Source organism: Pseudomonas sp., from assembly GCF_030683065.1.
GTDB lineage: Bacteria > Pseudomonadota > Gammaproteobacteria > Pseudomonadales > Pseudomonadaceae > Aquipseudomonas.
On record NZ_JAUXMX010000007.1, the window covers coordinates 127,281 to 153,165 of the forward strand.

Here is a 25,885-nt window from a genome sequence, read left to right on the forward strand (position 1 = left end):
CGGTTAAAAACCTAAACCCGCCGCCAGCCCATTGGCCCAGCCCCACACGAGCAACTGCAACGCCAGCCAGGCGAATACCCCAGCAAGCACATCGTCAAGCATGATGCCGACACCGCCATGCACGTGCCGGTCGATCCAGCTAATCGGCCAGGGCTTGAAAATGTCGAACAGCCGGAACAGCAGGAAACCCGCCAACAGCCAGCCCCAGCCTTCCGGCACCAGCCACAGGGTGATCCACATGCCGACCATTTCGTCCCAGACGATACCTTCATGGTCATGCACACGCAGGTCTTCGGCCACTTTGCCACACAACCAGAAACCAAACAGTATGGTGACGCCAAGCATCAGCCAGTAGCCCCAGTCCGGCAGCATCTGCCACAGCGGGATAAATGGCAAAGCCACCAGCGAACCCCAGGTTCCCGGCGCTTTTGGCAAGGTGCCCGAGCCGAAACCAAAGGCAATAAAATGCCATGGATTGCGCCATACCGATGGCGGCACGTTTAGCGGTTCAGTCACCGTCACTCCCAAAATGTTGATAGCCGCGTACCTGCGGCGTGATGCATTGACCGCGCTGATCCAGCAGCCGCACACCTGATCCAGCCTCGACGCGACCGATCACATAGATCGGCCAACCCAGCGCTTGCAGTCCGGCAAGCTGCTCAGCCGGCAGGGTAAAGGCCAACAGGTAATCGTCGCCGCCACTCAATGCGCAATCACGCGCGTCACTGATGCCAAGCAAGGCCAGCAACGCCTGCGACAGCGGCAGGCGCGCCTGCTCGACCAGCAGCGCCACGCCAGAGGCGGCGGCGATGTGCCCGCAGTCGGCCAACAGTCCATCGGATATATCCAGCGCGGCCGTGGCTTTGCCGCGTAGCGCCACGCCCAGGTCAAGCTGCGGTCGCGGCGACCAATAACGCGCCAGCAAGGGTTCGGTAATCGCCGACGCAGCCTGACGTTGGCCGAGCACCAGCGGCAAGGCGCCGGCACCGTCGCCTAGCTCGCCGCCAACGCAGAGCAAATCGCCGACCCGGGCACCCGCCCGGGTCAATGCCAGGCCCTTAGGCACCCGTCCAAATACCGTCAGGGTCAGGGCCAGCGGGCCACGCGAGGTATCGCCACCGATCAGGCGCAGCGCACAGTGCTGGGCCATCTGATCGAGACCACGGGCAAAGCCCTGCAACCAGGCCGGTTCGGCATGGGGCAAGGTCAGCGCCAGGGTGAACCCGATCGGCGTCGCGCCCATGGCGGCCAAGTCACTGACCGACACGCCCAGCGCACGCTGAGCCAGCAGAAACGGATCGGATGAATCGGGAAAATGCACCCCGGCAACCAGGGTGTCGGTGGAAACAGCCAGCTGTTCGCCGACTGGTAATTCCAGCAGGGCGCAGTCATCGCCGATCCCCAGCGCCACGCCTTCGCCGGCCTGCGCGCAGGACGCAGCGGCGAAGTAATGACGGATCAGCTCGAACTCACCCACAGGCAGCAACGCCATACAGCAGCACCGCGTCACGTGCAGTTGCCAAACGGATGACCGGGGCGCTTGGCACGTGAACCTCGCCGCAACTGTTCAAGGGGCTATCAGCGCCGGTTGGCGCGGACTTCATCAGCGCGCAAACGCGGCGCCAGCTTGTCCAGTACGCCGTTGACGAACTTGTGCCCGTCGGTGGCGCCGAACACTTTGGCCAACTCGATGCCTTCGTTGATCACCACACGATAAGGCACATCGATACGGTTCTTCAGCTCGTAGGTCGACAGACGCAGGATCGACAATTCAACCGGGTCGATCTCCGCGATAGGGCGATCCAGCAGAGGCTCGAAAGCGCCGTCGATCTCGGTTTTCTGCCGCGGCACGCCGTGCAGGATTTCGTGAAAGTAGGCGCCGTCGACCGCAGTAAAATCGTTATCGACGCGAAACTGTGCCTCGATCTCGTTTACCTGCTGACCGGCCATGTGCCAGGAGTACAGCGCCTGCATGGCCAGGGTACGCGCCTGACGGCGCGCAAGGGTTTTGCCACTCGGCGCTTTCGGGCCTTTGGCTGGCTGCGGCTTTTGCGGGCTACCGTCGTTCAGGCTCACTTGGCCTCCAACTGCGCCAGCAGGCTGACCATTTCCAGGGCGGACATTGCAGCTTCCGCACCTTTGTTACCGGCCTTGGTGCCGGAACGCTCGATGGCTTGCTCGATGGAGTCGACGGTCAATACACCAAAGGCTACCGGTACGCCGAACTCCATGGACACCTGGGCCAGGCCCTTGGTGCACTCGCCAGCCACGTATTCAAAATGCGGGGTACCGCCACGAATTACTGCGCCGAGGGCGATGATCGCGTCGAAATCGCCACGCTGAGCGACTTTTTGCGCAACCAGCGGAATTTCGAAAGCACCTGGGGCGCGGATAATGGTGATGTTGCTTTCGCTGACGCCATGGCGAACCAGCGCGTCAACGGCACCGCTTACCAGGCTTTCAACAACAAAGCTGTTGAAGCGGCCGACCACCAGGGCAAAGCTGCCCTTGGGGGCGATAAAAGTACCTTCGATGGTCTTCAGTGTCATAGCGGGTCTCGTCTATTTAAAGAGCCGGGCCGTCGTGGACGGCCCTTGGGATTATTCAGAGGGCAAGTATTCTACAACTTCCAGGTCGAAACCGGATATCGCATTGAACTTCATTGGCGAACTCATCAGGCGCATCTTGCGCACACCCAGGTCACGCAGGATCTGCGAACCGGCACCGACGGTGCTGTAGGTAGTCGGGCTGGCCACCTTCCCCTCGCCGCCCAACTGGCGCTCCAGGTGTGCCAGCAAGTCCGGACCAGTCAACGGGTTACCCAGCAACAGCACCACGCCACTGCCATCCTTGGCCACTTCGGCCATGGCCGCGCGCAGGCTCCAGCGGCCGGGCTGCTTGACCATGAACAGGTCGCGCAGCGGGTCCATGTTGTGCACCCGCACCAGGGTCGGTTCATCGGCACAGATGGTGCCCAGAGTCAGCGCCATGTGCACGTCCTCCTCCACCGAGTCGCTGTAGGTCACCAGGTTGAATTGGCCCAACTCGCTGTCCAGGGTCTGCTCACTGACACGCTCGACGGTGCGTTCATGGATCAGTCGGTAATGGATCAAATCAGCGATGGTGCCGACCTTGATACCGTGCAGCGCGGCGAACTCTTCCAGCTCGGGGCGCCGGGCCATGGTGCCGTCATCGTTCATGATCTCGCAGATCACCCCGCTCGGCTCAAAACCGCCCATGCGCGCCAAGTCGCACGCCGCTTCGGTGTGGCCGGCACGGGCCAGCACGCCGCCAGGCTGAGCCATCAGCGGGAAGATATGGCCAGGGCTGACGATGTCATCAGCCACAGCATTCTTGGCTGCAGCTGCCTGCACGGTGCACGCACGATCGGCAGCAGAAATACCGGTGGTCACGCCGACAGCGGCCTCGATCGAAACGGTGAACTTGGTGCCGAAACCGGAGCCATTGCGCGGCGCCATCAGCGGCAACTTGAGGGTTTCGCAGCGCTCGCGGGTCATCGGCATACAGATCAACCCACGGGCGAAGCGCGCCATGAAGTTGATGTGCTCGGCAGTCACACACTCGGAGGCGATGATTAAATCGCCTTCGTTCTCGCGGTCTTCGTCATCCATGAGGATGACCATTTTGCCAGCGCGGATGTCTTCGATCAGTTCTTCAATACTGTTGAGAGCCATGCTCGCGATTCCTTAATTCTTCAGGTAGCCGTGTTCGGCCAGAAAACCTTCTGTCATGCCCGAGGCACTTGGCTCGGCGGCCTTATCACCGAGGAGCAAACGCTCCAGGTAACGCGCCAGCAGGTCGACCTCAAGGTTGACCTTATGCCCGGGGCGGTAGTCGAGCATGATGGTTTCGGCCAGGGTGTGCGGCACGATGGTCAACTCGAACTCGGCGCCATTCACCGAATTGACGGTCAGACTGACGCCGTCGACGGTGATCGAACCTTTATGGGCGATGTACTTGGCCAGCTCTTTCGGCGCGCGCACGGTGAATTGCCAGGCGCGGGCGTTTTCAGCCAGGGCGACGATCTCGCCGACGCCATCGATATGGCCGCTGACCAAATGACCGCCGAGGCGACTGGTCGGCGTCAGGGCCTTTTCCAGATTGACCTTGCTGCCAGGCTTGAAGTCGACAAACGCGGTGCGCGCCAGGGTTTCGCGGCTGACATCAGCCCAGAACCCGTCGCCGGGCAGCTCCACCGCGGTCAGGCAGACGCCGTTGACTGCGATACTGTCGCCCAGTTTGACGTCGCCCAGATCGAGCTTGCCGGTGGCCACATAGACCCGCACGTCGCCGCCCTTGGGCGTCAGCGCGCGAATGCTACCAATGGATTCGATTATGCCGGTGAACATGCGCCCTCCGGTACTCGAGTGATGGTGATGTTGAACAGCATGAATGAACTCCTGTTTTGAGCAAAACAGAGCACTGCCGATCGATAGGGATTTCACGGGTACGCACACGGCGCCCGAGGAGGGAATCCCGCTCTCTCTTTATCCGGACTATACCGTCGGCCCCGGAATCACACCGGGTCTGCTGACCTTGCTAGCGACCCGACCAAGGGCTGCCAGCAAGCGCTCGCGGGCTAGATGCACTGCATCATTACCGCCGGTGGGGAATCGCACCCCGCCCTGAGAACGTTGTAGCCACCACAGTGGCCGAGACGCGTTTTACCATAATTGCCGCACGACTGCATCGCCGCGCGACGGTTTGTAGTGGCCGATGGCCGATATGCCGCAGCGTGCATGGCCGGCCGGGGTTCTGACTCGCAACGCGCTAGTGGGTTAGCCACCCATAGGAGCGGCGGGGACGCCCAGCCCAACCGACAGCATCAGGCTTCGCGCTGCGGCACCGCGATAATCAGCCAGTCATCACCGACGGCGCGCATCTCGACGATTTTCAGTGCCGGTGCCTCGGCCATGCGCGCCAGCGGCAGGTCGAGCAAGGGCCGCGCACTGGAACCGAGAAACTTCGGCGCAACGAACAACTGGTACTCGTCGACCAGCCCCGCGCGGGCGAACGCGCCGGCCAGGCGCGGCCCGGCTTCGACCAGCACTTCGTTGGCGCCGCGCCCGGCCAGCTCACCCAGCAGTTTGTGCAGATCGACATGCCCACCACTGCCCGGCACAGCCAATAATTCATGGCCGGCGCCCTGGTAGCGCTCATACGCCGCAGTGGCTAAGCAAGTCGCCACCAGCGTTGCGCCAGCCTGGAAGAACGGTGCATCCAGCGGCACCCGCAGGCGACCATCGACCAGCACCCGTAACGGCGGTCGGCTCGCCGCCAGCGCGGTCAGTTCGGCGTCCAGGCCAAGTTCAGCGGGGCGCACGGTCAAACGGGCATTATCCGCCAGCACAGTGTCGGCGCCGCTCAGCACCACGCTGGCGCTGGCCCGCAAACGCTGCACGGCGGCGCGAGCAGCCGGCCCGGTAATCCACTGGCTTTCGCCGCTGGCCATGGCGGTGCGGCCATCCAGGCTCATCGCCAGTTTGACCCGCACCAAGGGCAAGCCCTGCTCCATGCGCTTGATAAAGCCGGCGTTGAGCGCCCGCGCTTCGGCTTCCAGCACGCCAGAGTGGACTTCAATTCCAGCCTGCTGCAGACGCGCCAGGCCATTACCGGCGACCTGCGGATTGGGATCCTGCATGGCCACTACCACCCGCGCGACACCGGCGGCGACCAATGCGTCGGCGCACGGCGGAGTGCGGCCGTGATGGCTGCAGGGTTCCAGGGTCACATAGGCGGTGGCGCCCCGCGCCTGCTCGCCAGCCTGGCGCAGCGCATGCACCTCGGCGTGCGGCTCACCGGCACGCACATGCCAGCCTTCGCCAACAATGCATCCGTCGCGCGCGATGACGCAGCCGACCCGCGGGTTCGGGTGAGTGGAATACAGGCCTTTGCGGGCCAGTTCGAGGGCGCGGGCCATACAGGCGTGATCGAAACCCATCATTGTTGCTTCGCGGGTTCGCGAGACAGCCGGTCGATTTCTTCGCGGAACTCGTTGAGATCCTGGAAGCGCCGGTACACCGAGGCGAAGCGGATGTAGGCAACTTCGTCGAGTTTTTGCAACTCGCTCATCACCAACTCACCAAGCACCAGCGACTTGATCTCGCGCTCGCCAGTGGCACGCAACTGGTGCTTGATATGGGCAATGGCCGCCTCCAGACGCTCGATACTCACCGGGCGTTTCTCCAGGGCGCGCTGCATGCCGGCACGCAGCTTGTCTTCATCGAACGGCTGGCGACTGCCGTCCTGTTTGATCAGCCGCGGCATCACCAGCTCGGCAGTTTCAAAGGTGGTAAAGCGCTCTTCGCAGGCCAGGCATTCACGCCGACGGCGCACTTGCCCACCCTCTGCTACCAGACGCGAATCGATGACCTTGGTGTCGTTGGCACCGCAGAAGGGACAGTGCATAGCAGGGCAGCCACCTTGAACAGGAAAACGCCATGGTAGCGCATCCCGCGGGCAAGACAAGCCGTGGACTTTGCGGTATACAAGCGCGCGCCCAGCTACTCTTTTCAGGCACAGCGCTTCATTCAGGCATCCCCCTTAGATGAACATTGCTATACGACTGCTCGCCCCACTTACCCTGGCCGTATTGCTCGCGGCATGCGCCAGCGCACCCGCCGTGACGCCCCAGGCCGCGACCAAGCCGGCACCTGCAGCAAGCATCGCGGCGGCGCCCGCGCCTCTGCCGGCGCACCAACGTGAACTCAGTGGCAGCCTGCTCGGCGTACCCAGCGGAGGCGAAGTCGAACTGGCCCTGCTACTGGTCGATGCGCGCGGCCTGCCGCAAGGCCTGCTCGGCAATCTTCGCCTGACCGGCAGCGGCGCGGCACTGCCCTTTCGCCTGCCCTTCAACCCTGAGGCATTTATTCCCGGGGTCAAGGTCGAGCTACGCGGACGGGTTAATCAAGCCGGCCGCCTGATCCTGCGCCTGCCGCCACAAGCAATTCAACACAACGACAGCCAGCAACTCGGCGAGTTGCGCCTGGTGCCGGCGCCGTGAGCACAACGGCGGCCCTGCAGACGGCGCTGAGCGAGCTGCTCGGTGACGCCAGGCTGGTGGCCGAGCATTTACCCGCTACCGAATTGAAACTCTGGCTGATTGATGCCGCCAATATGGCGCGCGCCTTCAACCCGGAGGAAACCCGGCGCATTCTCGAAGATCCACCTTACTGGTGCTTCTGCTGGGCCAGCGGCCTGGTGCTGGCGCGCTGGCTGGCCGAGCACCCACAGTGGGTGCGCGGCAAGCGCGTACTGGATTTTGGCGCCGGCTCCGGCGTCGCGGCTATTGCGGCAGCCAAGGCTGGCGCCCTCGAAGTGGTGGCCTGCGACATCGACCCGCTGGCCCTTGCGGCCTGCCGGGCCAATGCCGCACTCAACGACGTGGCGCTGAGCTACTCGGCGGACTTTTTCCAGGAAACTGACCGTTTCGACCTGATCCTGGTCGCCGACGTGCTCTACGACCGCGCCAACCTGCCGCTACTCGACCAGTTCCTCAGCCGTGGGCGCCAGGCGCTGGTGGCCGACTCACGGGTGCGCGATTTTCAGCATCCGCTGTACCGGCGCCTGGGCATACTGGACGCCTGCACCTTGCCGGATCTGGCCGAACCCGCCGAGTTTCGCCAGGTCAGCCTGTATCACGCGCAGCGCGACTGAAATACGCCTTGTTTCCGTAATCAGGCGCCCACATTTATAGTGACAGCCATTTTTCGCCCAGCGAGACCGACCATGAGCGACACCTCATATATTTTCGACGTATCCGGCAGCGCCCAATTCGAGCAGTTGGTGATCGAGAACTCCTTCCACAAACCGGTGCTGGTCGACTTCTGGGCCGAATGGTGCGCGCCCTGCAAGGCACTGATGCCCCTGCTGGCGCAGATCACCGAGGGCTACCAGGGCGAGCTGCTGCTGGCCAAGGTCAACTGCGACCTCGAACAGGACCTGGTCGCGCGCTTCGGCATTCGCAGCTTGCCTACCGTGGTGCTGTTCAAGAACGGTCAGCCGGTCGACGGCTTCTCCGGCGCGCAGCCTGAGTCGGCGATCCGCGAACTGCTCAAGCCCCACGTAAACGAGCCCGCACCCGCCGCGGCCGACCCCCTGGAGGCCGCCCAGACTTTGTTCGCCGAAGGGCGCATCGCCGACGCCGAAGCGTTACTCAAGCAGTTGCTCGGAGCAGACAACGAAAATGCCCTGGCACTGATCCTCTATGCCCGCTGCCTGGCCGAACGCGGCGAACTGGACGAAGCGCAAAGCGTGCTCGATGCGGTCAAGGGCGACGACCACAAGCCAGCCTTGGCTGGCGCCCTTGCGCAACTGACCTTCCTCCGCCAGGCGGCGGATCTGCCGGATGTCGCCAGCCTGAAAACCCGCCTGGCGCAAAACGGCGAAGACGATGGGGCCGCCTACCAGTTGGCCATCCAGCAGCTGGCCCGCCAACAATACGAGCCGGCCCTGGAGGCCCTGCTGCAACTGTTCACGCGCAACCGCAATTACGCCGACGGCGCGGCACACAAGACCCTGTTGCAAGTGTTCGACCTGCTCGGTACCCAGCACCCGCTGGTCACCACTTACCGGCGCAAGCTGTATCAGGCGATCTACTAGACAGGCCTGGGCCTGTCGGGCTTCGCGGCTAAAGCGGAATGCCACCGCTTTAGCCGCGACAGGTCGGAGACGGATAACCTGTCGCGGTGCGGCCACCCCATCGGGGCTTATTACCCGACCCAGTGATAGATGGGCGCATCCACAGCGGTTTCCATGCGCACCTGGGCGCTATGGCGCAAGCGCACCAGCAGGCGTTTGCCCGCCATTTCACTGCCGGCTAATGCGCTCAGCTGAGCAAGCAGCTGCGGCCCTTCGACTTGCCCGGCCTGGCGCAGCAACTCCAGGGTGGTCTGCCAAAGCGCATCCGTTTTTACGGCTGCAGCAACAGCTGGCGGCTCGCCCATGACGGCGGCCGGCGCAATATGCTGCGCCAGTTGCGCCCAGTCCTGCGCGTCCAGTTCCACAGTCAGATCCACCGGCCAATCACCGATCCGTCCACGGATTCGCATCATTTTGCTGCCCTCGAATTAATAGCCGGCATGCTCCCACGTCAGCTGCAGCCCGCCAAGGGAAGCTGGCCAGACGCACATAAAAATTGTTATAACGTAACGAGTAAATAGAATCCCGACCGGAGATAACCATGCGTCGTTTGCTGCTTGCCCTGCCTTTTGCTCTACTGCCGCTGGCCGTTGCCCACGCCAACGAGCACAAACACGAACACGCCCATGAACACGCCGAACACGCCGAACACGCCGAACACGGCAGCCTCAACGCCCACGAGCATGGCGTCGCCCTGCTCAACGTGGTGCTGGACGGCACGTCTCTGGAACTGCAGCTGGAAAGCCCGGCCATGAACCTGGTCGGCTTCGAACATGCAGCCAACAGCGCCGCCGACAAGGCTAAGGTCGCCGCCGCGCGCAGCCAGCTGGAGCAACCGCTGGCCCTATTCGGCATAGCGAGCGGTGATTGCACGGTGAGCATGCAAGAACTGGAAAGCCCGCTGTTCGAGGGTGCTGCCCACGACGAGCACGCACACGACGAGCACCACGCTGATGCAGGCGACAGTGAACACAGCGAAATCCATGCGCATTACCAGCTCGACTGCAAAAAACCGGGCGAACTGAAACAATTGAACCTAAGCGAACTGTTCAAGCGCTTCCCCGCCACCGAGAAAATTCAGGTACAACTGATCGCACCGAGCGGCCAGCAAGGCCTCGAGTTAACGCCTGCCAACGCCTCACTGAGCTTTTAATCAGCCCATTCGCAGCAGCACGGCCGGGGGGGTTACCCGGCCGTTATTTCATGAGTTACGCATTGCCATGAGTTCAGCCCTGATCCAACTGTCCAATCTCGGTTTCGCCTGGCCCGGCCAGGCGCAACTGCTGGACATCCCCAGCTTCACCCTGCAACGCGGCGAAAGCCTGTTTCTCAAGGGGCCCAGCGGCAGTGGCAAGACCACCCTACTCGGCCTGCTCGGCGGCGTACAAACGCCCAATCGCGGCAGCATCCGCTTGCTCGACCAGGAACTCAGTGCACTGTCGGCCAGTGCCCGCGACCGCTTTCGCGTCGACCATACCGGCTACATCTTCCAGCAGTTCAACCTGCTGCCGTTTCTCTCGGTGCGCGAAAACGTCGAACTGCCCTGCCACTTTTCAAGGTTGCGCGCTAGCCGCGCCATCAAGCGCCACGGCAGCATCGACCAAGCCGCTGCCACCCTGCTCGCCCACCTGGGGTTGAAAGAAGCAACACTGCTCGATCGCCGTGCCGATGAACTGTCCATCGGCCAGCAGCAACGGGTTGCCGCTGCCAGAGCATTGATCGGCCAGCCAGAATTGGTAATCGCTGACGAGCCGACCTCGGCGCTGGACGCCGACGCCCGCGAGGCTTTTCTGCAACTGCTGTTCGCCGAATGCCGCGAGGCGGGTGCCAGCCTGCTGTTTGTCAGTCACGACCAGAGCCTGGCGCACTTGTTCGACCGCAGCCTATCGCTGGCCGAACTCAATCGCGCCGCCACCGCACTGGAGGTCTGAAGGTGTACCTATTACGTCTGGCCCTGGCTAGCCTGGGCAACCGCCGTTTCACCGCACTGCTCACCGTATTTGCCATCGCCCTTTCCGTTTGCCTGCTGTTGGCCGTGGAGCGCGTACGCACCGAAGCGCGGGCCAGCTTCGCCAATACCATCAGCGGTACCGACCTGATCGTCGGCGCCCGTTCCGGCAGCGTCAATCTGCTGCTGTATTCGGTATTCCGTATTGGCAATGCGACCAACAATATTCGCTGGGACAGCTTCGAGCGCTTCGCCGAACACCGTCAGGTCAAGTGGGCGATCCCCATCTCCCTCGGCGACTCGCACCGCGGCTACCGAGTGATGGGCACCAGCCCGGCCTACTTCGAACACTTCCGCTATGCCCGCAGCCAGCCGCTGCAGATCAGCCAGGGGCGCGCCTTTGCCGACGATCCGTTCGAGGTGGTGCTCGGCGCGGAAGTCGCCAAGGCGCTGAACTACAGCCTCGGCGAAAAGCTGGTACTGGCCCATGGTGTGGCCACCATCAGCCTGCTCAAGCACGACGACAAGCCCTTCAACGTCGTCGGCGTACTCGAACGCACCGGCACTCCGGTGGATCGCACGCTGCATATTTCCCTGGCCGGCATGGAAGCCCTGCACATCGACTGGCAGAACGGCATGCCTGGCCGCGGCGCAGCGCAGATCAGCGCCGAGCAAGCGCGCGCCATGGATCTTCAGCCCAAACAGATCACCGCTTTTTTGCTCGGTCTCAATAGCAAGATCGCCACCTTCAGCCTGCAACGCGAGCTCAACGAATTCCGCGGTGAACCGCTGCTGGCGATCCTTCCCGGCGTGGCCCTGCAGGAGCTATGGAGCCTGATGGGTACGGCGGAAAAGGCGCTGTTCGTGGTCTCGCTGTTCGTAGTGCTGACCGGGCTGATCGGCATGCTCACGGCAATCCTCACCAGCCTCAACGAACGCCGCCGGGAAATGGCGATTCTGCGCTCGGTGGGTGCGCGGCCCTGGCATATCGCCAGCCTGCTGATCCTGGAAGCCTTCGCCCTGGCCCTGGCCGGCGTAGTACTGGGCCTGCTCTTGCTGTATGCGGGCATCGCCGGTGCACAGGGTTATGTGCAGGCCAACTACGGTCTCTATCTGCCGCTTGACCTGCCAACGGCCTATGAGTGGACGCTGCTCGGCGCTATCCTGAGCGCTGCCCTGCTAATGGGCTGCGTCCCAGCCTGGCGTGCCTATCGGCAGTCATTGGCCGATGGTCTATCGATTCGTTTGTGACGCCGCTTATAGCCTTTTATTGATACGAGGTAGCACCATGCTCCGCCCCCTGCTCGCTGCTGTGCTTATCGCCCTGGCCGCGCCGTTATCGGCCGCCGAGGTACGCGAGCTGAACTGGTCGGACATGGTCCCGGCCGACGCGCCGCCACAGGTGGTCGAGCAGATGCCCATCCATGACCTGTCGCAACTCGCCGAGGCGTTGTCCGAAGCCGGTCCGGCCGCCATGCAACAATCGCCGGCCGCGCCCGTGGTCAAGGAACTGGACGGCCAGGCAGTGAAGCTGCCGGGTTACATCGTGCCGCTGGACGTGACCGAAGAAGGGCGCGTTACCGAGTTCCTGCTGGTGCCTTACTTCGGCGCCTGCATCCATGTACCGCCACCGCCATCGAACCAGATCGTGCACGTCACCACCGAGCTGGGCGTGCTGCTGGATGCGCTCTATCAGCCGTTCTGGATCGAAGGCGCAATGAAGGTCGAGCAGAGCAGCAGCGAACTGGCCGAAGCCGGTTACCAGATGCAGGCGGACAAGATCTACGCCTACGAGCTGCCGGATAGCTGAGTGCTTCCGTCCGTAGGGTGCGCCGTGCGCACCAACTGACCCGCCAGGCGCACCCGAAGCTAGACCTGCGCTCCCGCCCTAGAGCACCGCCGTGGCCCATACCTGTAATCGGTGCGCGCGGCGCACCCTACGGATAACAGCAGCAGGCTCTAGCCAGCGCTGGCCAGACGTTTTTCCTGCTCGAGACTCAGTTCGCTTTCCGCCCATCTACGCCACGAGCGCACCTTGCCGCGCTCTGCACCGGCGCGCTCGGCCTTGGTCAAGGCTTCCAGGCCGGCTCGCCAGTGGGCTTGCTCCATCTCCAGCTGGGCCAGGTGCAGCCAATGTTTGGCGCTGCCCGAACGCCCCGCCAATTCGCGGTAGATCCGCGCTGCCGACGCACGCTCGCGGGCCTGCCACCAGAACAGCGCCAGGCGCTCTTCGCGGGCGCTGGTAAGCGGCAGCAGGCCCTGTTCGAGCATGCCGCTGAGCAGCTTGGCGCCTTGCCAGGGCTGCTCGGCAGCACCGGCCAGCAACACCAGGTTGTCGAGCTCGGCTTCATTGAAACGCAGACCCTTGCTGTGCGCAGCACGCAGGGTGGCCAAGGCTTTGTCGTGGCTACCGCTCAGTTGCTGCAGGGCGGCCAGTTGCCGCCATCCCTGAGCATGATCGGGTTGACGGCCGAGCAACTGGCGCTGCCAGCGCTCGGCGGCGGAATAACGCTTGAGGTCGGCATTTACCGCGACCAGAAACTGCAACCAGCTGTCCGCCGCCCGCGGATTAGCCTGCACATAGCGCTCGGCCAGCGGCAACGCCTTGGCCGGCTGCCCCAACCCCTGGTAGGCCTGCACCAGCAGCTGCAGGACCTCTTCATTGGCCGTTGCCTGCTGCGGTAGCAACAGGCTGACAACCTGGGCGTAGCGACGCTCGACCAGATTGAGCCGGGCCAGATTCAGTTGCTCGCTGGCCTGCGTCTCGGCGTCCAGCTTGCCACTGCCCAACGCTTTGCCCAAGAGCTTGATAGCCTTGGCATTCTGCCCTTCGGCCCAGGCCAGGTAACCGCGACTGCGCCACAGCAAGGCTTGCTCCAGGCTATCCGGCTTGGCCTTGGCCGCATCCAGCGCGCGCTTGGCCGCGGCATAATCGCCCTGCTGCTGAGCCTCTTGGGCAGCATTCAGGGCAGCAAATACGCCTGGATCGACGCGCTGCCCGGCGGCTTGCACCGTACCTGCAGCGCATAGCACCACTAACAACAATAAACGATACATCTCAGCTACCTCCCTCAAGACGGAAGTACAGGGTTTTCACGGCTTCGCGGGCCACCGCCAAACCGCTTTCGGTGCGCGGGGCAAAACGCCAACGCACAGCAGCGCGGCGCGCCTCACGCTCGAATACATTCTGCGGGCTGGCTTCGATCACTCGGATATTTTCCACGGCACCCGCGCGATTGATGGTGAACGCCAGTTTGACGTGCCCTTCGATACCACGTTGCAAGGCGTAGCGCGGATAGTCCGGACTGACATCGTTGAGCGGCATCACCTCGCTTTCCGGGCCGCCGGCCTGGCCAGCGGACTCGCTTAGCGCTGACGCTGGCGCGCTGGGGGCGGCAGCGCCTGCGCTCAAACCACTGAGGCTCGGGGTCGGCGCACTGTTGACGGCAATCCCGCTACTCAGACTCGGCAATTGCAGATCCAGCGCCGGCAGGTTGGCACTCGGCGTTGCCGCTACCGGCGTGGGCGGCGTCGGCGGTTGCGGGGTTTGTGGCTGGGGTGGCTGTGGCGCCTGCTGACGGGTGCGCGTCGCAGTGTCGCTGGCATTGCTATCGAGGCGTACGAAGCTAGCCACCGTCACCGGTTTGTCCGATGGCTGGCTACGCGGCGGCGCGACCATGTACAGCATCAAGGCGAATAACGCCAAGGCCATCAGACAAGCACCGAGAAAAGCCAGCGGCACCCGCATCAAAGCGCTCCCGAGGTAGCGGCCAGGGCGACATCCTGCACCCCGGCCAGGCGCGCCTGATCCATCACCTGCACCACCAGGCCGGTACGCGCATCCTGATCGGCCTGCACCACCACCGAGCCTTCCGGCTGGTCGACGCGCATGCGCTCGACGTGGGCGCGCACACTGCGCACATCGACGACTTTCTTGTCCATCCACACCTGACCGTCAGCAGTCACGGCAATGAGGATATTGCCCTTGTCCTGCGCGCTGGCAGTTTGCGCCTGGGGGCGCTGCACTTCGACGCCTGACTCCTTGATAAAGGAGCTGGTGACGATAAAGAAGATCAGCATGATGAAGACCACGTCGAGCATCGGCGTCAGGTCGATGCCGGTGTCTTCGTCTTGCTGGTGGTGTCGGCGCATTCGCATGATCAAACTCTTATCAAACTAAAAATAATTCGTTGATTTATATAGGAACTTAATCCGCATAAATTCTTGTAGGAGCCAGTTTGCTGTGGTTCGGCACTCCGACGATCCCGGCAGATCAAAAGCATCGCCAGCAAGCTGGCTCCTACACAATTTGTTGCGCGTCAGCGCTCCGTCGCAGACGGTGGGCAAACGCTCACTCGTGACGCAGCTGGTCAGTCAGCCGCTCGAGGGCCCGGCGCGCATCGCGTTCGAGGCGCGCCAGGCTGAACAATCCAGTAATGGCCAGGACCATGCCGGCCATCGTCGGCAGGGTCGCCTGCCAGACGCCGGCGGCCATGCCGCGCGGGTTGCCGGTACCGTTAATGGCAAGCACATCGAACACCGCGACCATGCCACTGACGGTGCCAAGCAAGCCGAGCAGCGGGTACATCGCCACCAAGGTCTTGCTCAGACGCAGCGGGCCCAGCAGGTGTTGTCGCGCTTGCGCCAGCCAGGCAGCGCGCACTGCCCGCTGCCAGTTGCCGTTGTCGTCTTGCAGCACCTGCTGCCAGGCGTTGCGTCGCTCGCGCGCCCAGCGCGGGAAGACCCGGCGCACGTACCAGAAGCGCTCGAACACCAGGGTCCAGAACACCACACAGAGCCCGGCCAACGCCCACATCACCACGCCGCCAGCGCTCATGAAGTCGAGCAGCGCGTAGCTGCTGTCGACCAGACGCAGCCAAAAGCCCAGCCAATCAGCCACGACGCGGCGCCCCGGACAGATGCAGCGCGATCAAGCCGGCACTTTGCTGCTCGAGCAACTGAATCAGGCTCTTGCTGCGACTGGCCAGCAGGCTGTGCAGGAACAGCAGCGGAATCGCCACCACCAGCCCCAGCACCGTGGTCACCAGGGCCTGGGAAATCCCGTCGGCCATTAGCCGTGAATCGCCACCACCACCCTGGGTAATGGCCTGGAAGGTGACGATCATGCCAGTCACGGTACCGAGCAGACCGAGCAGCGGCGCCACCGCGCAAAGCAGCTTGAGCAGGCTCTGGCCTTTTTCCAGCGGCGGAGTCTCCTGCAGGATCGCCTCGTCGAGCCTCAGCTCCAGCGTCTCCAGATCGGACAGCTGCGGCTGCGGCCCCAGTACACCGATCACCCGGCCCAGCGGATTATCGTCACGCGGCGCACTCAGATCACGCATCTGCGCGCTCACCCCATGCCCGACCCGGGCCAGATGAACCATCCGCCAAATGGCCAGGAGCAGACCCACAACGCCCAATGTGACGATCACCCAACCGACCAGGCCGCCTTGTTGCAGGCGATCCCACAGCGTCGGCTGACGCTGCAGTTGCGCCAATAACGTGCCACGACTAGGGTCGACAGGCAGGCTGGCAAGCGCTTCGCTACTGTCCAGATAATCACTAACCCGGCCCAGCCCGGACGGCTGTCGTGGCGGCGCCAGCAACTCGCCAGCATCGGCGTCGTAACGCAGGAAAGCGGCGTCGCTGAAAGCCGAGAAAGCGCCAACACGCAGCACCGACTGCTCACTGCGCTTGCCGTCAGCGGCCACCACCGGCAATTGCAACTGCTCGACCCGGCCACTGGCGGCCAGGTCTTCCAGCAGCAGCATCCAATAGCCATCGAGATCTGCGGCGGACGGTAAAGTGCGGCTCTCGGCCAGCGCCTTGAGACGCTGCAATCGCTCGGGGTACTGCGCATTGAGCAGGCTGTCCTGCCATTGCCCAGCGACATCGCCAGCACTCTGCCGGACCACACCGAACAATTCACCCAGATGACCGACACGCTGGCCAAGGAGTTTTTCCTGCTCGGCCAGTTCGGCCTCCTGACGATCAAACTCGGCTTTCAAGCGCTCGGCTTGAGCCTTCTGCACCTGCAAGGCCGCTCGCGCGCTGTCGAGCAACTGTGCACGCTCGCCACGCTCGGCGACAAACGCCTGCTCACGACTCTGCATGGCGGTGACTTCGGCGGCGCGTTCGCTGCGAATGCGCTGCAGCAGCTGGTCAGGACTGAGCGGCGCAGCAGCAGCGGCAATCGCCGGCAACAACGCCAGGGTCAAAATAGCGAGAACACGACGGCTCATTGCTTGGCCTCCTGAGCCAGGGTTTTCACGGGAAGGTCGAGCAGAACCGGGGCCTGTTCCTGACGGGCAATGGCGATGGCCTTGTGCAGCGGGCGCCGGGCACTGCCATCGAGGATTTGCCAACTGCGGCTTTGCGGGTTCCACCAGCCACTTTCATGGCCGTCGAGAGTCTGGAAGTACAGCATCACCCGGCCTAGACGCAGGAACTCGACGCTGCGCGAACCGCCATCGACCGGCAACTCGCCACGCCAGGCTTCCAGGGTGCGGCCGTAGTCGCTCTCGACCTGATAGGCCTCAAGGATGCGGCGGTATTTTTCCGCCAAGCTGACATCGGCACGTGGCAACAAGTCCTGCAGCTGCGCCAGACGATCACTGCGTTCGTCTGGCAGGAATGGCAGGTCGGCAGATATGAATTCGCCGAGCACCTCGACCATCCGCTGCATCTGTGGCGTGACCGCCTCCTGGGTGCGCTCGATACCGTCCAACTGCTCCTGGTACCCCGCCAGCTCTTGGCGCTGCGCGACGACCAGCTGTTGCAGCTGCTGGTTGTAACCTTTCAACGCCTCGGCCTGCTGTAAAGCATTGCGGTACTCGCCAAGCATCTCGCGACTGGCATCGTCGAGCTGCTCAATACGCGCCTGGGACGCCTTGGCCTCTGCGGCCAGCCGCTGACTCTCATCCAGCGCGGCGTCCAGCGGTGCGGCCAGTAACGGCGTACTGCTCAGCAATAGGGCTGCGCCCAGTGAACGCAGGGGGTACAAGTTCATGCGAAGGGAATCCTCGAGCAGTGGGCTCATATTAAAAAGAAACATTATAACCTTTCTTAACCTCAAGCTACGCCAAGGCTGCGGCCCATTTGATAACGCACTGTCATCGCGCGCCGCAGGGCGGACTTCAACCGACCGCCACCAAGCTGGAGGCTGGCGCGCAAGACTGCAGAGCATCCAGCCACTAAAGATAACCATTATCAACTGCATTAGCATCAAGCAGCAACCGCAGATGTTCGACGTGTAGGCAATCTCTTGCCCCGAGCGCGCCACTGCCTAGCACCAGCAGGCCACCGAGAGGGCAGGCATGCAGCCACGACAGAGGGGAGGATGATTCTTGAGTGCAGGCGAGAAATCGAGCGCAATCCCCAATAGGCCCTCGTCAACAGACCAATTCATTGAGCTGGGTCAACACTCGATTTGCTTAGGCCCCTAACATTGACATCAGCCCAATCAACTGATGACTCGACCGGAGTTCACCATGCGCAAGTCCTTGCTCGCTCTTTCAATCCTGGCCACCGCATTGGCCGCCCCCCTTGCCCAGGCCTACCAGGCAGGCGACATCATCGTTCGCGCTGGTGCGATTACTGTTGATCCGCATGAAAGCAGCAGTGACATCTGGGTAGGCGCGTTGAACACTGACGTAGCTGGCACCAAGGCCACACTGAACAGCGACACTCAACTGGGCCTGACTGGCACTTACATGTTCACCAGTCACGTCGGCATCGAACTCCTGGCCGCCACACCGTTCAGCCATGATGTTGGGGTAAAAGGCATGCCAGGCCCATTTGCCGGACTGAACGGCAACCTGGGTGAACTCAAGCACCTGCCGCCAACCCTGAGCGTCGTGTACTACCCGCTCGACGGTGCCTCGGCCTTCCAACCCTATGCGGGCGTGGGCATCAACTACACCTGGTTCTTCGATACAGAGCTGAGCAGCGAAGCCGAATCCAAGGGTTTCAGCGGCCTGGACATGAAAGATTCCTGGGGTCTCGCGGCTCAAGTGGGCATGGACTACATGCTGACCGACAACCTCTTGTTCAACGCCAGCGTGCGTTATATCGACATCGAAACCACCGGCACCACCTCCTATGGCGGCGCGAAGGTCAAGGTTGATGTAGACGTAGATCCGATGGTCTACATGGTCGGCCTGGGCTACAAGTTCTAAGCCAAACCGACACCCACAAAAAAGCCGGCATTCGAAGCCGGCTTTTTTGTGGGTGCAGATCAGCCCTGCGCCAGCAACCTGCGCAGCCCTTCGCGCATGCTGGTCGCAGGCGGCAAGCGGTAACAGGCTTGCAAACGCTGGTTATTCGCCCGCGAATGACGAATATCGCCAGGCCGCGCCGCCTGATAGTCAATCGCCGGCAAGCTACCGTTTACAGCGCCGATCTCGGCCAGCAACTGGTTCAGGCTCACCGCCTGATTCCAGCCCACATTCACGGCACCCACCACAACCTGCGGCATGGCCAGCGCCTGCGTTAGCAGCACCAGCAGATCGCCAATATAGAAGAAATCACGGGTCTGCTCGCCATCGCCGAACACCCGGATCGGCAGCCCTTGCTGCGCTCGCTGGGTGAAGATGCTGATCACCCCGGAGTAGGGCGAGGACGGATCCTGACGCGGCCCGAATATATTGAAGAAGCGAAAAATCGCCGGCTCCAGACCGTGCTGGCGACGATAAAAATCCAGGTAGTGCTCGCCGGCCAGTTTGTCCGCCGCATAAGGCGTCAGCGGCGTCTTAGGGGTCGCTTCGTCAATCGCCTGGCCTTCGCCATTATTGCCATAGACCGCCGCACTCGACGCGTAGACAACCCGCCGGACACCATGCAAACGCATGGCCTCGCAGACGTTGAGAGTGCCGACAAAGTTGCTTTGGTGCGTACTTACCGGATCGTCCACCGAGGCTTGCACCGAGGCCACTGCAGCCAGGTGCACCACCGCCGCACACCCGGCCACGGCCTGACCGACTAATGCTGCATCGGCCACATCGCCCTCAAGCAACTGCAGGCGCGGGTTATCCAGCGGCAGGTTGGCGCGCTTGCCCATCGAGAAGTTATCTAGCACGCGCACCGCATGGCCTTGTGCCAGTAGCGCATCAACCAGGTGCGAGCCGATAAAGCCGGCGCCGCCGGTAATCAGAATAGGTGCATCAGACATGGCGGTAGTATCGATCCAGCAGGCTTGGCAGCCCAGAGCGCCAGGCACGCGGCTTGACCCCGAAGGTATGCAGAATTTTCTTGCAGGCCAGCACCGCGTGCTGCGGCTCCTCGGCAGCATCCGGGCGCGCGGCATGGGCCTGCGCCGTGATGCTTTCGAGCAAATCACTGCGCACGTTGCGCGCCTCACTCAGCACTGCCTGACCCAATGCCAGCGACGTGGTTGCTTCCTGGCCACCGTAGTGGAAGGTCCCCCATAACGGTGCCTGGCAATCAAGCTGATTGAGTACCGCAAGGATTACCCGCGCGGCATCGTCGACCAGGGTCGGATTGCCACGCCGATCATCGGCGAGCGTAATGCTTTCATCGCGCTCGGCACGCAACAGGAAGCGCCCAAGCCGACCATCCGGACTTTCATCCAGCAGCCAGCCAAAACGCAACAACACATGCCGCGGGCACGTCGCCCGGACGCGCTGCTCGATCCGCCACAAGGCCTGACCACGCACACCCAGGGGCACCGGCTCTTCTTTTTCGCTGTAGGCACTAATGCGCGAACCATCGAATACCCGGTAACTGGACGGTTGCAGCAGGCGAATTTCATGATGTTGACAAAGCTCGGCCAGCCGCTCGACCGACTTTTCCTGGGCAAGCAGACGCGCCTTGCTCACGTCTTCGGCCTGAAACCAGTCGAAGTAGTAAGCAAGGTTGATCAGTGCATCAGGACGGGTGTCGTCAAGGAGTTGGGTCAGGCTGGCGACATCCCAGCCTGCTTCCGGAGGGCGCGGCGCGAGGAAACCAATGTCTTCCTCGGCGCCGAGACGAATCAACGCCTGCCCCAGAGCATTCCCGCCACCTAGCAGCATGAGCCGCATACGCATGATAGAGAGCCGACTCAGCTAATCAAAACGGGATATCGTCGTCAAAGCTGTCGAAATCCTGCGCAGGCTTGGCCGGCTGCTGCGGAACCGGGCGTGGCGCCTGCTGCTGCTCGCGCTGCGGTTCACGTTGCTGTGCAGGGCGCTGCTGACGCGGCGCAGAGTCACCACCGGCGTTATCCGGACGACCACCGAGCAGTTGCATGGTGCCCTGCATGTCGACGACGATTTCCGTGGTGTAACGCTTGATGCCGTCTTTTTCCCACTCGCGGGTCTGCAGCTTGCCTTCGATATACACCTGCGAACCTTTACGCAGGTATTCGCCGGCGATTTCAGCAACCTTGCCGAACAGCGAGACACGGTGCCATTCGGTTTTCTCGACCTTTTGTCCGGTCTGCTTGTCGGTCCACTGCTCGCTGGTGGCGAGACTCAGGTTGGTCACTGCGTTGCCGCTGGGCAGATAACGCGTTTCCGGATCCTGTCCGCAGGTACCGACCAGAATAACTTTGTTAACCCCACGGGCCATAACTTTCTCCTAGAGCTTTCAGCACGTCGCCGGCGCCGCTTCGATCAGGCGCTCGAGGGACATGCGATCCAATTGTTGGGTATCTACTTTGATATAGATGGCGGCTTCTTCACGCACCACCACCACATCCGCCACGCCAGGCACAGCCTGTAAACGTTCGGCCAACCCTAATTCGTCCAATGCCGCGGCTGAAAGCGGCAAACGCAGGCTAGTCACATAAGGCGGTTCGCGCATAGTAACAGCAAAGCCTAGCCAGAGAAGAGCCATGGCAGCGCAACCGAGGAACACCCCCGACAGGCTGTAATGCTGGTACAGCCAACCGCCGAGAATACCGCCCACAGCCGCGCCGAGAAACTGACTGGTCGAATAAACGCCCATTGCAGTGCCCTTGCCACCGGCAGGCGCAACCTTGCTGATCAGCGAAGGCAGCGACGCCTCTAGCAGATTGAATGCGGTAAAAAACACCACGGTGCCCAGCACCAAAGCACGCAGGCTGGTGCCGAATTGCCAGAAGTACACTTCACAGGCGAGCAGCACTGCCACTGCCCCGACCAACACATGCTTCATACGGCGCCGTTTCTCGCCATAGATGATAAACGGCAGCATGCCGAAGAAGCCTACGAGCAAGGCGACCAGATACACCCACCAGTGATCTTCCTTGGGCAGCCCGCCCTGCTCCACCAGCGCCAGCGGCAAGGCGATGAAGCTGGCCATCAGAATGGCGTGCAAGGCCAGGATGCCGAAGTCCAGGCGCAACAGATCGACATGCTTCAGGGTCGGCCACAGCGCTTGCCGGGCGACGCCAGACTCGCGGTGCTGCAGCGGCCCGGCCGTGCGCGGCACCACCCCGGCGACGATAACGATGCCGAGCAAGGCCATGGCGGCGGTGGCCATAAACAAACCGGACAAGCCAAAGGCGCGGGTCAGCAGCGGGCCGACCACCATGGCCACTGCGAAGGATAAGCCAATGCTGATGCCGATCATGGCCATGGCCTTGGTGCGGTGTTGTTCACGGGTCAGATCGGAGAGCAGCGCCATCACTGCGGCGGAAATCGCCCCGGCACCCTGCAACACCCGGCCGGCGATTACGCCCCAGATGGAGTCAGCATTAGCGGCAAGCACACTGCCAGCGGCGAAAATCAGCAGCCCGACATAGATAACCGGACGCCGCCCAATACGGTCGGACAGCATGCCGAAGGGTATTTGCAGGAACGCCTGGGTCAAGCCGTAAGCGCCGATGGCCAGGCCAATCAATGCCGGCGTACTGCCGCGCAACTCCATACCATAGGTCGCCAGCACTGGCAGAACCATGAACATACCGAGCATGCGAAAGGCAAACACTAGCGCCAGCCCAGCGGCCGCAAGGGTTTCACCGCTACTCATGCGCTCGCTGTAGGGATCATGCATGGAAAACGCCTTGTCGAAATAGGCGGCGATTATAGGGTCTGTTGAGGCTTCGCGGCGAGTCACGTTGCTGTGGCAAATGGCACCAGGCAGACCATGCCCGCGCCCGGAGAGTTTGCGGCATTCAGCCCAGCCCTGAAGATTGTGCAGAACGCCGGGAGTGGCGGCCCCCGAGCAAGCGCGGCAACGCCACATGCGCTCAGTTAACACGCCACACGGGCGTACGCACCCAACGTGCAGCGCCGCCACGGCTAGCGCTAAACATCAGCCGAGCTTGGCAGCACTCGACACGCTATAGCCGTCACGCTTTGCCGCGTTGCGTCGCAGGGCCGTATACTCGTTGGTTTTCCGCCCGCCATGCGAGGCCGCTGTTTGTGGACAAGATTCTGATCCGGGGTGCACGCACCCATAACCTGAAAAACATCGACCTGACCCTGCCGCGCGACAAGCTGATCGTGATCACCGGGCTATCCGGTTCCGGCAAATCTTCGCTCGCCTTCGACACGCTCTACGCCGAGGGCCAGCGTCGTTACGTCGAGTCGCTGTCGGCCTACGCCCGGCAGTTCCTGTCGATGATGGAAAAGCCCGATGTCGACACCATCGAAGGCCTGTCGCCGGCAATTTCCATCGAGCAGAAGTCCACCTCGCACAACCCGCGCTCCACCGTCGGCACCATCACCGAGATCTACGACTACCTGCGCCTGCTCTACGCTCGCGCCGGTATTCCGCGCTGCCCGGATCACGACCTGCCACTGGAAGCACAGACCGTCAGCCAGATGGTCGACCAGGTACTGGCGTTACCGGAAGGCAGCAAGCTGATGCTGTTGGCTCCGGTGATCCGCGAGCGCAAGGGCGAACACCTGGCGGTGTTCGACGAACTGCGCGCCCAGGGTTTCGTCCGGGTGCGGGTCAACGGCAAGATTTACGAACTGGATGAGCTGCCCAAGCTCGACAAACAAAAGAAGCACAGCATTGATGCCGTGGTGGATCGCTTCAAGGCTCGCGGCGATCTGCAGCAGCGCCTGGCCGAGTCGTTCGAGACCGCGCTAAAGCTGGCCGATGGCCTGGCCCTGATCGCCCCGATGGAAGGTGAAGTCGGAGAAGAAATGATCTTCTCCGCACGCTTCGCCTGCCCGGTATGCGGCCACTCGATCAGCGAACTGGAACCCAAGCTGTTCTCCTTCAACAACCCGGCCGGCGCCTGCCCGACCTGCGACGGCCTGGGGGTCAAGCAGTTCTTCGACATCAAGCGTCTGATCAACGGCGAGATGACCTTGGCCGAGGGCGCGATCCGCGGCTGGGACCGGCGCAACATCTATTACTTCCAGATGCTCGGCTCACTGGCTGGGCATTACGGCTTCAGCCTGGAAATCCCCTTCGACGACCTGGCAGCCGAACAGCAAAAGTGCATCTTGTACGGCAGCGGCACGCAGAACGTCGACTTCAAATACCTCAACGACCGTGGCGATATCGTCAAGCGCTCGCACCCGTTCGAAGGCATAGTGCCGAACCTGGAACGCCGTTATCGCGAGACCGAATCGGCCAGCGTGCGCGAGGAGCTGGCCAAGTTCCTCAGCACCCAGGCCTGCCAGGACTGCCGCGGCACTCGCCTGCGCCGCGAGGCGCGGCATGTCTGGGTGGGCGAAAAAACCCTGCCAGCGGTCACCGGCATGCCGATTGGCGACGCTACCGAGTATTTCGGCAGCCTGGCGCTACCCGGCCGCCGCGGCGAGATTGCCGAAAAGATCCTCAAGGAAATTCGTGAGCGCCTGCAGTTTCTGGTCAACGTCGGCCTGGACTACCTGACCCTGGATCGCAGCGCCGATACCCTCTCCGGTGGCGAAGCCCAGCGCATCCGCCTGGCGAGCCAGATCGGTGCCGGCCTGGTTGGGGTCATGTACATCCTCGACGAACCTTCGATCGGCCTGCACCAGCGCGACAATGAACGCCTGCTCGGCACCCTGCGCCACCTGCGCGATATCGGCAATACTGTGATCGTGGTCGAGCACGACGAAGACGCTATCCGCATGGCCGACTACGTGGTCGATATCGGCCCCGGCGCTGGCGTACATGGTGGCCGTATCGTCGCCCAAGGCACCGCAGCCGAGGTGATGGCCCACCCGGACTCGCTGACGGGTAAATACCTCTCCGGGCGGGTGAAAATCGCCGTGCCGGCCAAGCGCACGCCACGGGACAAGAAGCTCTCGCTGAAGATCAAAGGCGCGCGGGGCAACAACCTGCGCAACGTCGACCTGGATATTCCGATCGGTCTGTTGACCTGCGTCACCGGCGTGTCCGGCTCGGGCAAGTCAACCCTGATCAACAACACCCTGTATCCGCTCAGCGCCACCGCGCTGAACGGCGCGACTACCCTGGAGGCCGCCGCCCACGACGGCATTGATGGCCTGCAGCATTTGGACAAGGTGGTCGACATCGATCAAAGCCCGATTGGCCGCACCCCGCGCTCCAACCCTGCGACCTACACCGGCCTGTTCACCCCGATCCGCGAGCTGTTCGCCGGCGTGCCAGAGTCGCGCTCGCGCGGCTACGGCCCAGGCCGCTTCAGTTTCAACGTCAAGGGTGGGCGCTGCGAAGCCTGCCAGGGCGACGGCCTGATCAAGGTGGAGATGCACTTTCTGCCGGACATCTACGTGCCCTGCGACGTGTGCAAAAGCAAGCGCTACAACCGCGAGACTCTGGAAGTGAAGTACAAGAGCAAGAACATCCACGAGGTGCTGGAAATGACCATCGAGGAAGCGCGCGTGTTCTTCGATGCCGTACCAGCCCTGGCGCGCAAGCTGCAAACCCTGATGGATGTAGGCCTGTCCTATATCAAGCTGGGGCAGAGCGCGACCACCCTGTCCGGGGGCGAGGCGCAGCGGGTCAAGTTGTCGCGCGAGCTGAGCAAGCGCGACACCGGCAAGACTCTGTATATCCTCGATGAGCCAACCACCGGCCTGCACTTCGCCGATATCCAGCAGCTGCTCGACGTGCTGCACCGCTTGCGCGACCACGGCAACACCGTGGTGGTGATCGAGCACAACCTGGACGTAATCAAGACCGCGGACTGGCTCATCGACCTCGGTCCGGAAGGCGGTTCCAAGGGTGGTCAGATCATCGCCGTGGGCACCCCGGAAGAAGTGGCCGAGATGCCGCAGTCGCATACCGGCTTCTTCCTCAAACCATTGCTGGAACGTGACCGCGCGTAGACCAGGCAACATCACCGCGGCGGGGCCAGCGTGCTGGCCCTGATCGGCTCATCAGCAGCAATAGCGCGTACAAAAAAGCCAGAGAGGGCTCGCC

28 protein-coding genes and 1 riboswitch are annotated in these 25,885 nt (G+C 62.7%); of the genes, 9 read left to right on the top strand and 19 right to left on the bottom strand.

All coding sequences use genetic code 11. The features are described from left to right. Window positions 1-3: 3 nt before the first annotated feature. The 8 genes from Q8K09_RS01625 to nrdR all read right to left on the bottom strand — a co-directional run bounded on the left by Q8K09_RS01625 (window position 4) and on the right by nrdR (window position 6,429). Complete coding sequence (locus Q8K09_RS01625) at window positions 4-516, bottom strand: phosphatidylglycerophosphatase A (protein WP_305253265.1); 513 nt, start codon at window positions 514-516, stop codon at window positions 4-6. Beyond that, the gene (thiL, locus tag Q8K09_RS01630) at window positions 509-1,477 is read right to left on the bottom strand and encodes a thiamine-phosphate kinase (RefSeq protein ID WP_305253408.1); all 969 of its coding nucleotides are present in this window, start codon (window positions 1,475-1,477) and stop codon (window positions 509-511) included. Before thiL ends, Q8K09_RS01625 begins: the two co-directional genes overlap by 8 nt. 101 nt (window positions 1,478-1,578) lie before the next feature. Beyond that, complete coding sequence (gene nusB / locus Q8K09_RS01635) at window positions 1,579-2,070, bottom strand: transcription antitermination factor NusB (protein WP_305253409.1); 492 nt, start codon at window positions 2,068-2,070, stop codon at window positions 1,579-1,581. Between the two features lie 2 nt (window positions 2,071-2,072). Next, window positions 2,073-2,549 carry a 6,7-dimethyl-8-ribityllumazine synthase gene (gene ribE, locus Q8K09_RS01640; protein ID WP_305253267.1) on the bottom strand — a complete coding sequence of 159 codons (477 nt, stop codon included), beginning with the start codon at window positions 2,547-2,549 and terminating at the stop codon, window positions 2,073-2,075. A gap of 51 nt (window positions 2,550-2,600) precedes the next feature. Continuing rightward, window positions 2,601-3,695 (bottom strand): bifunctional 3,4-dihydroxy-2-butanone-4-phosphate synthase/GTP cyclohydrolase II, encoded by a 1,095-nt coding sequence (gene ribBA, locus Q8K09_RS01645; RefSeq protein ID WP_305253269.1) that lies wholly within the window; start codon window positions 3,693-3,695, stop codon window positions 2,601-2,603. A gap of 12 nt (window positions 3,696-3,707) precedes the next feature. Next, entirely contained in the window at window positions 3,708-4,370 is a 663-nt protein-coding gene (locus Q8K09_RS01650; protein WP_305253270.1) for a riboflavin synthase, read from the bottom strand. Between the two features lie 125 nt (window positions 4,371-4,495). After that, window positions 4,496-4,658: riboswitch (FMN riboswitch) on the bottom strand. 188 nt (window positions 4,659-4,846) lie between these two features. Continuing rightward, window positions 4,847-5,965, bottom strand: coding sequence for a bifunctional diaminohydroxyphosphoribosylaminopyrimidine deaminase/5-amino-6-(5-phosphoribosylamino)uracil reductase RibD (gene ribD, locus Q8K09_RS01655; RefSeq protein ID WP_305253271.1), 1,119 nt, complete (start codon window positions 5,963-5,965; stop codon window positions 4,847-4,849). Next, window positions 5,962-6,429, bottom strand: coding sequence for a transcriptional regulator NrdR (nrdR, locus tag Q8K09_RS01660; RefSeq protein WP_305253272.1), 468 nt, complete (start codon window positions 6,427-6,429; stop codon window positions 5,962-5,964). Before nrdR ends, ribD begins: the two co-directional genes overlap by 4 nt. Before the next feature lie 145 nt (window positions 6,430-6,574). Between nrdR and Q8K09_RS01665 the strand changes: the two genes are divergently transcribed. The 3 genes from Q8K09_RS01665 (at window position 6,575) to trxA (ending at window position 8,622) form a co-directional block, all read left to right on the top strand. Then, window positions 6,575-7,024, top strand: coding sequence for a hypothetical protein (locus tag Q8K09_RS01665; RefSeq protein WP_370869475.1), 450 nt, complete (start codon window positions 6,575-6,577; stop codon window positions 7,022-7,024). Next, window positions 7,021-7,677, top strand: coding sequence for a methyltransferase (locus Q8K09_RS01670; protein ID WP_305253275.1), 657 nt, complete (start codon window positions 7,021-7,023; stop codon window positions 7,675-7,677). Before Q8K09_RS01665 ends, Q8K09_RS01670 begins: the two co-directional genes overlap by 4 nt. 72 nt (window positions 7,678-7,749) lie before the next feature. After that, the gene (gene trxA / locus Q8K09_RS01675) at window positions 7,750-8,622 is read left to right on the top strand and encodes a thioredoxin (RefSeq protein WP_305253277.1); all 873 of its coding nucleotides are present in this window, start codon (window positions 7,750-7,752) and stop codon (window positions 8,620-8,622) included. Between the two features lie 110 nt (window positions 8,623-8,732). Here the strand turns inward: trxA and Q8K09_RS01680 are convergent, their stop codons facing one another. Further along, window positions 8,733-9,074: a hypothetical protein gene (locus Q8K09_RS01680; protein ID WP_305253278.1), complete on the bottom strand. Its 342-nt coding sequence runs from the start codon at window positions 9,072-9,074 to the stop codon at window positions 8,733-8,735. A 128-nt stretch (window positions 9,075-9,202) separates the two neighbouring features. On the opposite strand from Q8K09_RS01680, the gene Q8K09_RS01685 reads away from it, so the two are divergent. The 4 genes from Q8K09_RS01685 to Q8K09_RS01700 all read left to right on the top strand — a co-directional run bounded on the left by Q8K09_RS01685 (window position 9,203) and on the right by Q8K09_RS01700 (window position 12,419). After that, entirely contained in the window at window positions 9,203-9,814 is a 612-nt protein-coding gene (locus tag Q8K09_RS01685; RefSeq protein WP_305253280.1) for a DUF2796 domain-containing protein, read from the top strand. Between the two features lie 67 nt (window positions 9,815-9,881). Further along, a complete protein-coding gene (locus Q8K09_RS01690) occupies window positions 9,882-10,592 on the top strand; it encodes an ABC transporter ATP-binding protein (RefSeq protein WP_305253282.1) in 711 nt (236 codons plus the stop codon). A gap of 2 nt (window positions 10,593-10,594) precedes the next feature. After that, window positions 10,595-11,860, top strand: coding sequence for an ABC transporter permease (locus tag Q8K09_RS01695; RefSeq protein WP_305253284.1), 1,266 nt, complete (start codon window positions 10,595-10,597; stop codon window positions 11,858-11,860). Window positions 11,861-11,897: 37 nt separating this feature from the next. Next, window positions 11,898-12,419, top strand: coding sequence for a DUF3299 domain-containing protein (locus Q8K09_RS01700; protein ID WP_305253286.1), 522 nt, complete (start codon window positions 11,898-11,900; stop codon window positions 12,417-12,419). 149 nt (window positions 12,420-12,568) lie between these two features. Here the strand turns inward: Q8K09_RS01700 and Q8K09_RS01705 are convergent, their stop codons facing one another. The 6 genes from Q8K09_RS01705 to Q8K09_RS01730 all read right to left on the bottom strand — a co-directional run bounded on the left by Q8K09_RS01705 (window position 12,569) and on the right by Q8K09_RS01730 (window position 17,618). Continuing rightward, entirely contained in the window at window positions 12,569-13,666 is a 1,098-nt protein-coding gene (locus tag Q8K09_RS01705; protein WP_305253287.1) for a hypothetical protein, read from the bottom strand. Window position 13,667: 1 nt separating this feature from the next. Then, window positions 13,668-14,357, bottom strand: a complete 690-nt coding sequence (locus Q8K09_RS01710) for an energy transducer TonB (protein WP_305253288.1) — start codon at window positions 14,355-14,357, stop codon at window positions 13,668-13,670. Then, window positions 14,357-14,767 (bottom strand): biopolymer transporter ExbD, encoded by a 411-nt coding sequence (locus Q8K09_RS01715; protein WP_305253289.1) that lies wholly within the window; start codon window positions 14,765-14,767, stop codon window positions 14,357-14,359. Before Q8K09_RS01715 ends, Q8K09_RS01710 begins: the two co-directional genes overlap by 1 nt. Before the next feature lie 193 nt (window positions 14,768-14,960). Next, window positions 14,961-15,446, bottom strand: a complete 486-nt coding sequence (locus Q8K09_RS01720; protein WP_305253410.1) for a MotA/TolQ/ExbB proton channel family protein — start codon at window positions 15,444-15,446, stop codon at window positions 14,961-14,963. 55 nt (window positions 15,447-15,501) lie between these two features. Continuing rightward, window positions 15,502-16,851 (bottom strand): MotA/TolQ/ExbB proton channel family protein, encoded by a 1,350-nt coding sequence (locus Q8K09_RS01725; RefSeq protein WP_305253290.1) that lies wholly within the window; start codon window positions 16,849-16,851, stop codon window positions 15,502-15,504. After that, window positions 16,848-17,618, bottom strand: coding sequence for a DUF3450 domain-containing protein (locus Q8K09_RS01730; protein WP_305253291.1), 771 nt, complete (start codon window positions 17,616-17,618; stop codon window positions 16,848-16,850). The genes Q8K09_RS01725 and Q8K09_RS01730 overlap by 4 nt, the downstream gene beginning before the upstream one ends. 481 nt (window positions 17,619-18,099) lie before the next feature. Here Q8K09_RS01730 and Q8K09_RS01735 point away from each other — a divergent pair, with 481 nt between their 5' ends. Beyond that, window positions 18,100-18,786: an OmpW family protein gene (locus Q8K09_RS01735; protein ID WP_305253292.1), complete on the top strand. Its 687-nt coding sequence runs from the start codon at window positions 18,100-18,102 to the stop codon at window positions 18,784-18,786. A 59-nt stretch (window positions 18,787-18,845) separates the two neighbouring features. On the opposite strand, the gene Q8K09_RS01740 is transcribed toward Q8K09_RS01735, so the two are convergent. From Q8K09_RS01740 to Q8K09_RS01755, 4 genes are read right to left on the bottom strand one after another with little or no spacing between them, the layout of a single operon-like run. After that, window positions 18,846-19,778 (bottom strand): NAD-dependent epimerase/dehydratase family protein, encoded by a 933-nt coding sequence (locus Q8K09_RS01740; protein WP_305253293.1) that lies wholly within the window; start codon window positions 19,776-19,778, stop codon window positions 18,846-18,848. Then, window positions 19,771-20,655, bottom strand: coding sequence for a sugar nucleotide-binding protein (locus Q8K09_RS01745; RefSeq protein WP_305253294.1), 885 nt, complete (start codon window positions 20,653-20,655; stop codon window positions 19,771-19,773). The genes Q8K09_RS01740 and Q8K09_RS01745 overlap by 8 nt, the downstream gene beginning before the upstream one ends. Before the next feature lie 22 nt (window positions 20,656-20,677). Continuing rightward, a complete protein-coding gene (locus tag Q8K09_RS01750; RefSeq protein WP_305253295.1) occupies window positions 20,678-21,178 on the bottom strand; it encodes a single-stranded DNA-binding protein in 501 nt (166 codons plus the stop codon). An 18-nt stretch (window positions 21,179-21,196) separates the two neighbouring features. Continuing rightward, window positions 21,197-22,585, bottom strand: a complete 1,389-nt coding sequence (locus Q8K09_RS01755) for an MFS transporter (RefSeq protein ID WP_305253296.1) — start codon at window positions 22,583-22,585, stop codon at window positions 21,197-21,199. Between the two features lie 371 nt (window positions 22,586-22,956). Here Q8K09_RS01755 and uvrA point away from each other — a divergent pair, with 371 nt between their 5' ends. Continuing rightward, window positions 22,957-25,791, top strand: coding sequence for an excinuclease ABC subunit UvrA (uvrA, locus tag Q8K09_RS01760; RefSeq protein WP_305253297.1), 2,835 nt, complete (start codon window positions 22,957-22,959; stop codon window positions 25,789-25,791). Window positions 25,792-25,885 lie beyond the last annotated feature (94 nt).

What these genes read in the sequence shown, in the direction of transcription:
- ribE (WP_305253267.1), bottom strand. Translation starts at nt 2,549, where the DNA reads ATGACACTGAAGACCATCGAAGGTACTTTTATCGCCCCCAAGGGCAGC.
- ribBA (WP_305253269.1), bottom strand. Translation starts at nt 3,695, where the DNA reads ATGGCTCTCAACAGTATTGAAGAACTGATCGAAGACATCCGCGCTGGC.
- Q8K09_RS01650 (WP_305253270.1), bottom strand. Translation starts at nt 4,370, where the DNA reads ATGTTCACCGGCATAATCGAATCCATTGGTAGCATTCGCGCGCTGACG.
- ribD (WP_305253271.1), bottom strand. Translation starts at nt 5,965, where the DNA reads ATGATGGGTTTCGATCACGCCTGTATGGCCCGCGCCCTCGAACTGGCC.
- nrdR (WP_305253272.1), bottom strand. Translation starts at nt 6,429, where the DNA reads ATGCACTGTCCCTTCTGCGGTGCCAACGACACCAAGGTCATCGATTCG.
- trxA (WP_305253277.1), top strand. Translation starts at nt 7,750, where the DNA reads ATGAGCGACACCTCATATATTTTCGACGTATCCGGCAGCGCCCAATTC.
- Q8K09_RS01680 (WP_305253278.1), bottom strand. Translation starts at nt 9,074, where the DNA reads ATGATGCGAATCCGTGGACGGATCGGTGATTGGCCGGTGGATCTGACT.
- Q8K09_RS01685 (WP_305253280.1), top strand. Translation starts at nt 9,203, where the DNA reads ATGCGTCGTTTGCTGCTTGCCCTGCCTTTTGCTCTACTGCCGCTGGCC.
- Q8K09_RS01690 (WP_305253282.1), top strand. Translation starts at nt 9,882, where the DNA reads ATGAGTTCAGCCCTGATCCAACTGTCCAATCTCGGTTTCGCCTGGCCC.
- Q8K09_RS01700 (WP_305253286.1), top strand. Translation starts at nt 11,898, where the DNA reads ATGCTCCGCCCCCTGCTCGCTGCTGTGCTTATCGCCCTGGCCGCGCCG.
- Q8K09_RS01705 (WP_305253287.1), bottom strand. Translation starts at nt 13,666, where the DNA reads ATGTATCGTTTATTGTTGTTAGTGGTGCTATGCGCTGCAGGTACGGTG.
- Q8K09_RS01710 (WP_305253288.1), bottom strand. Translation starts at nt 14,357, where the DNA reads ATGCGGGTGCCGCTGGCTTTTCTCGGTGCTTGTCTGATGGCCTTGGCG.
- Q8K09_RS01715 (WP_305253289.1), bottom strand. Translation starts at nt 14,767, where the DNA reads ATGCGAATGCGCCGACACCACCAGCAAGACGAAGACACCGGCATCGAC.
- Q8K09_RS01720 (WP_305253410.1), bottom strand. Translation starts at nt 15,446, where the DNA reads ATGAGCGCTGGCGGCGTGGTGATGTGGGCGTTGGCCGGGCTCTGTGTG.
- Q8K09_RS01725 (WP_305253290.1), bottom strand. Translation starts at nt 16,851, where the DNA reads ATGAGCCGTCGTGTTCTCGCTATTTTGACCCTGGCGTTGTTGCCGGCG.
- Q8K09_RS01730 (WP_305253291.1), bottom strand. Translation starts at nt 17,618, where the DNA reads ATGAACTTGTACCCCCTGCGTTCACTGGGCGCAGCCCTATTGCTGAGC.
- Q8K09_RS01735 (WP_305253292.1), top strand. Translation starts at nt 18,100, where the DNA reads ATGCGCAAGTCCTTGCTCGCTCTTTCAATCCTGGCCACCGCATTGGCC.
- Q8K09_RS01740 (WP_305253293.1), bottom strand. Translation starts at nt 19,778, where the DNA reads ATGTCTGATGCACCTATTCTGATTACCGGCGGCGCCGGCTTTATCGGC.
- Q8K09_RS01745 (WP_305253294.1), bottom strand. Translation starts at nt 20,655, where the DNA reads ATGCGTATGCGGCTCATGCTGCTAGGTGGCGGGAATGCTCTGGGGCAG.
- Q8K09_RS01750 (WP_305253295.1), bottom strand. Translation starts at nt 21,178, where the DNA reads ATGGCCCGTGGGGTTAACAAAGTTATTCTGGTCGGTACCTGCGGACAG.
- Q8K09_RS01755 (WP_305253296.1), bottom strand. Translation starts at nt 22,585, where the DNA reads ATGCATGATCCCTACAGCGAGCGCATGAGTAGCGGTGAAACCCTTGCG.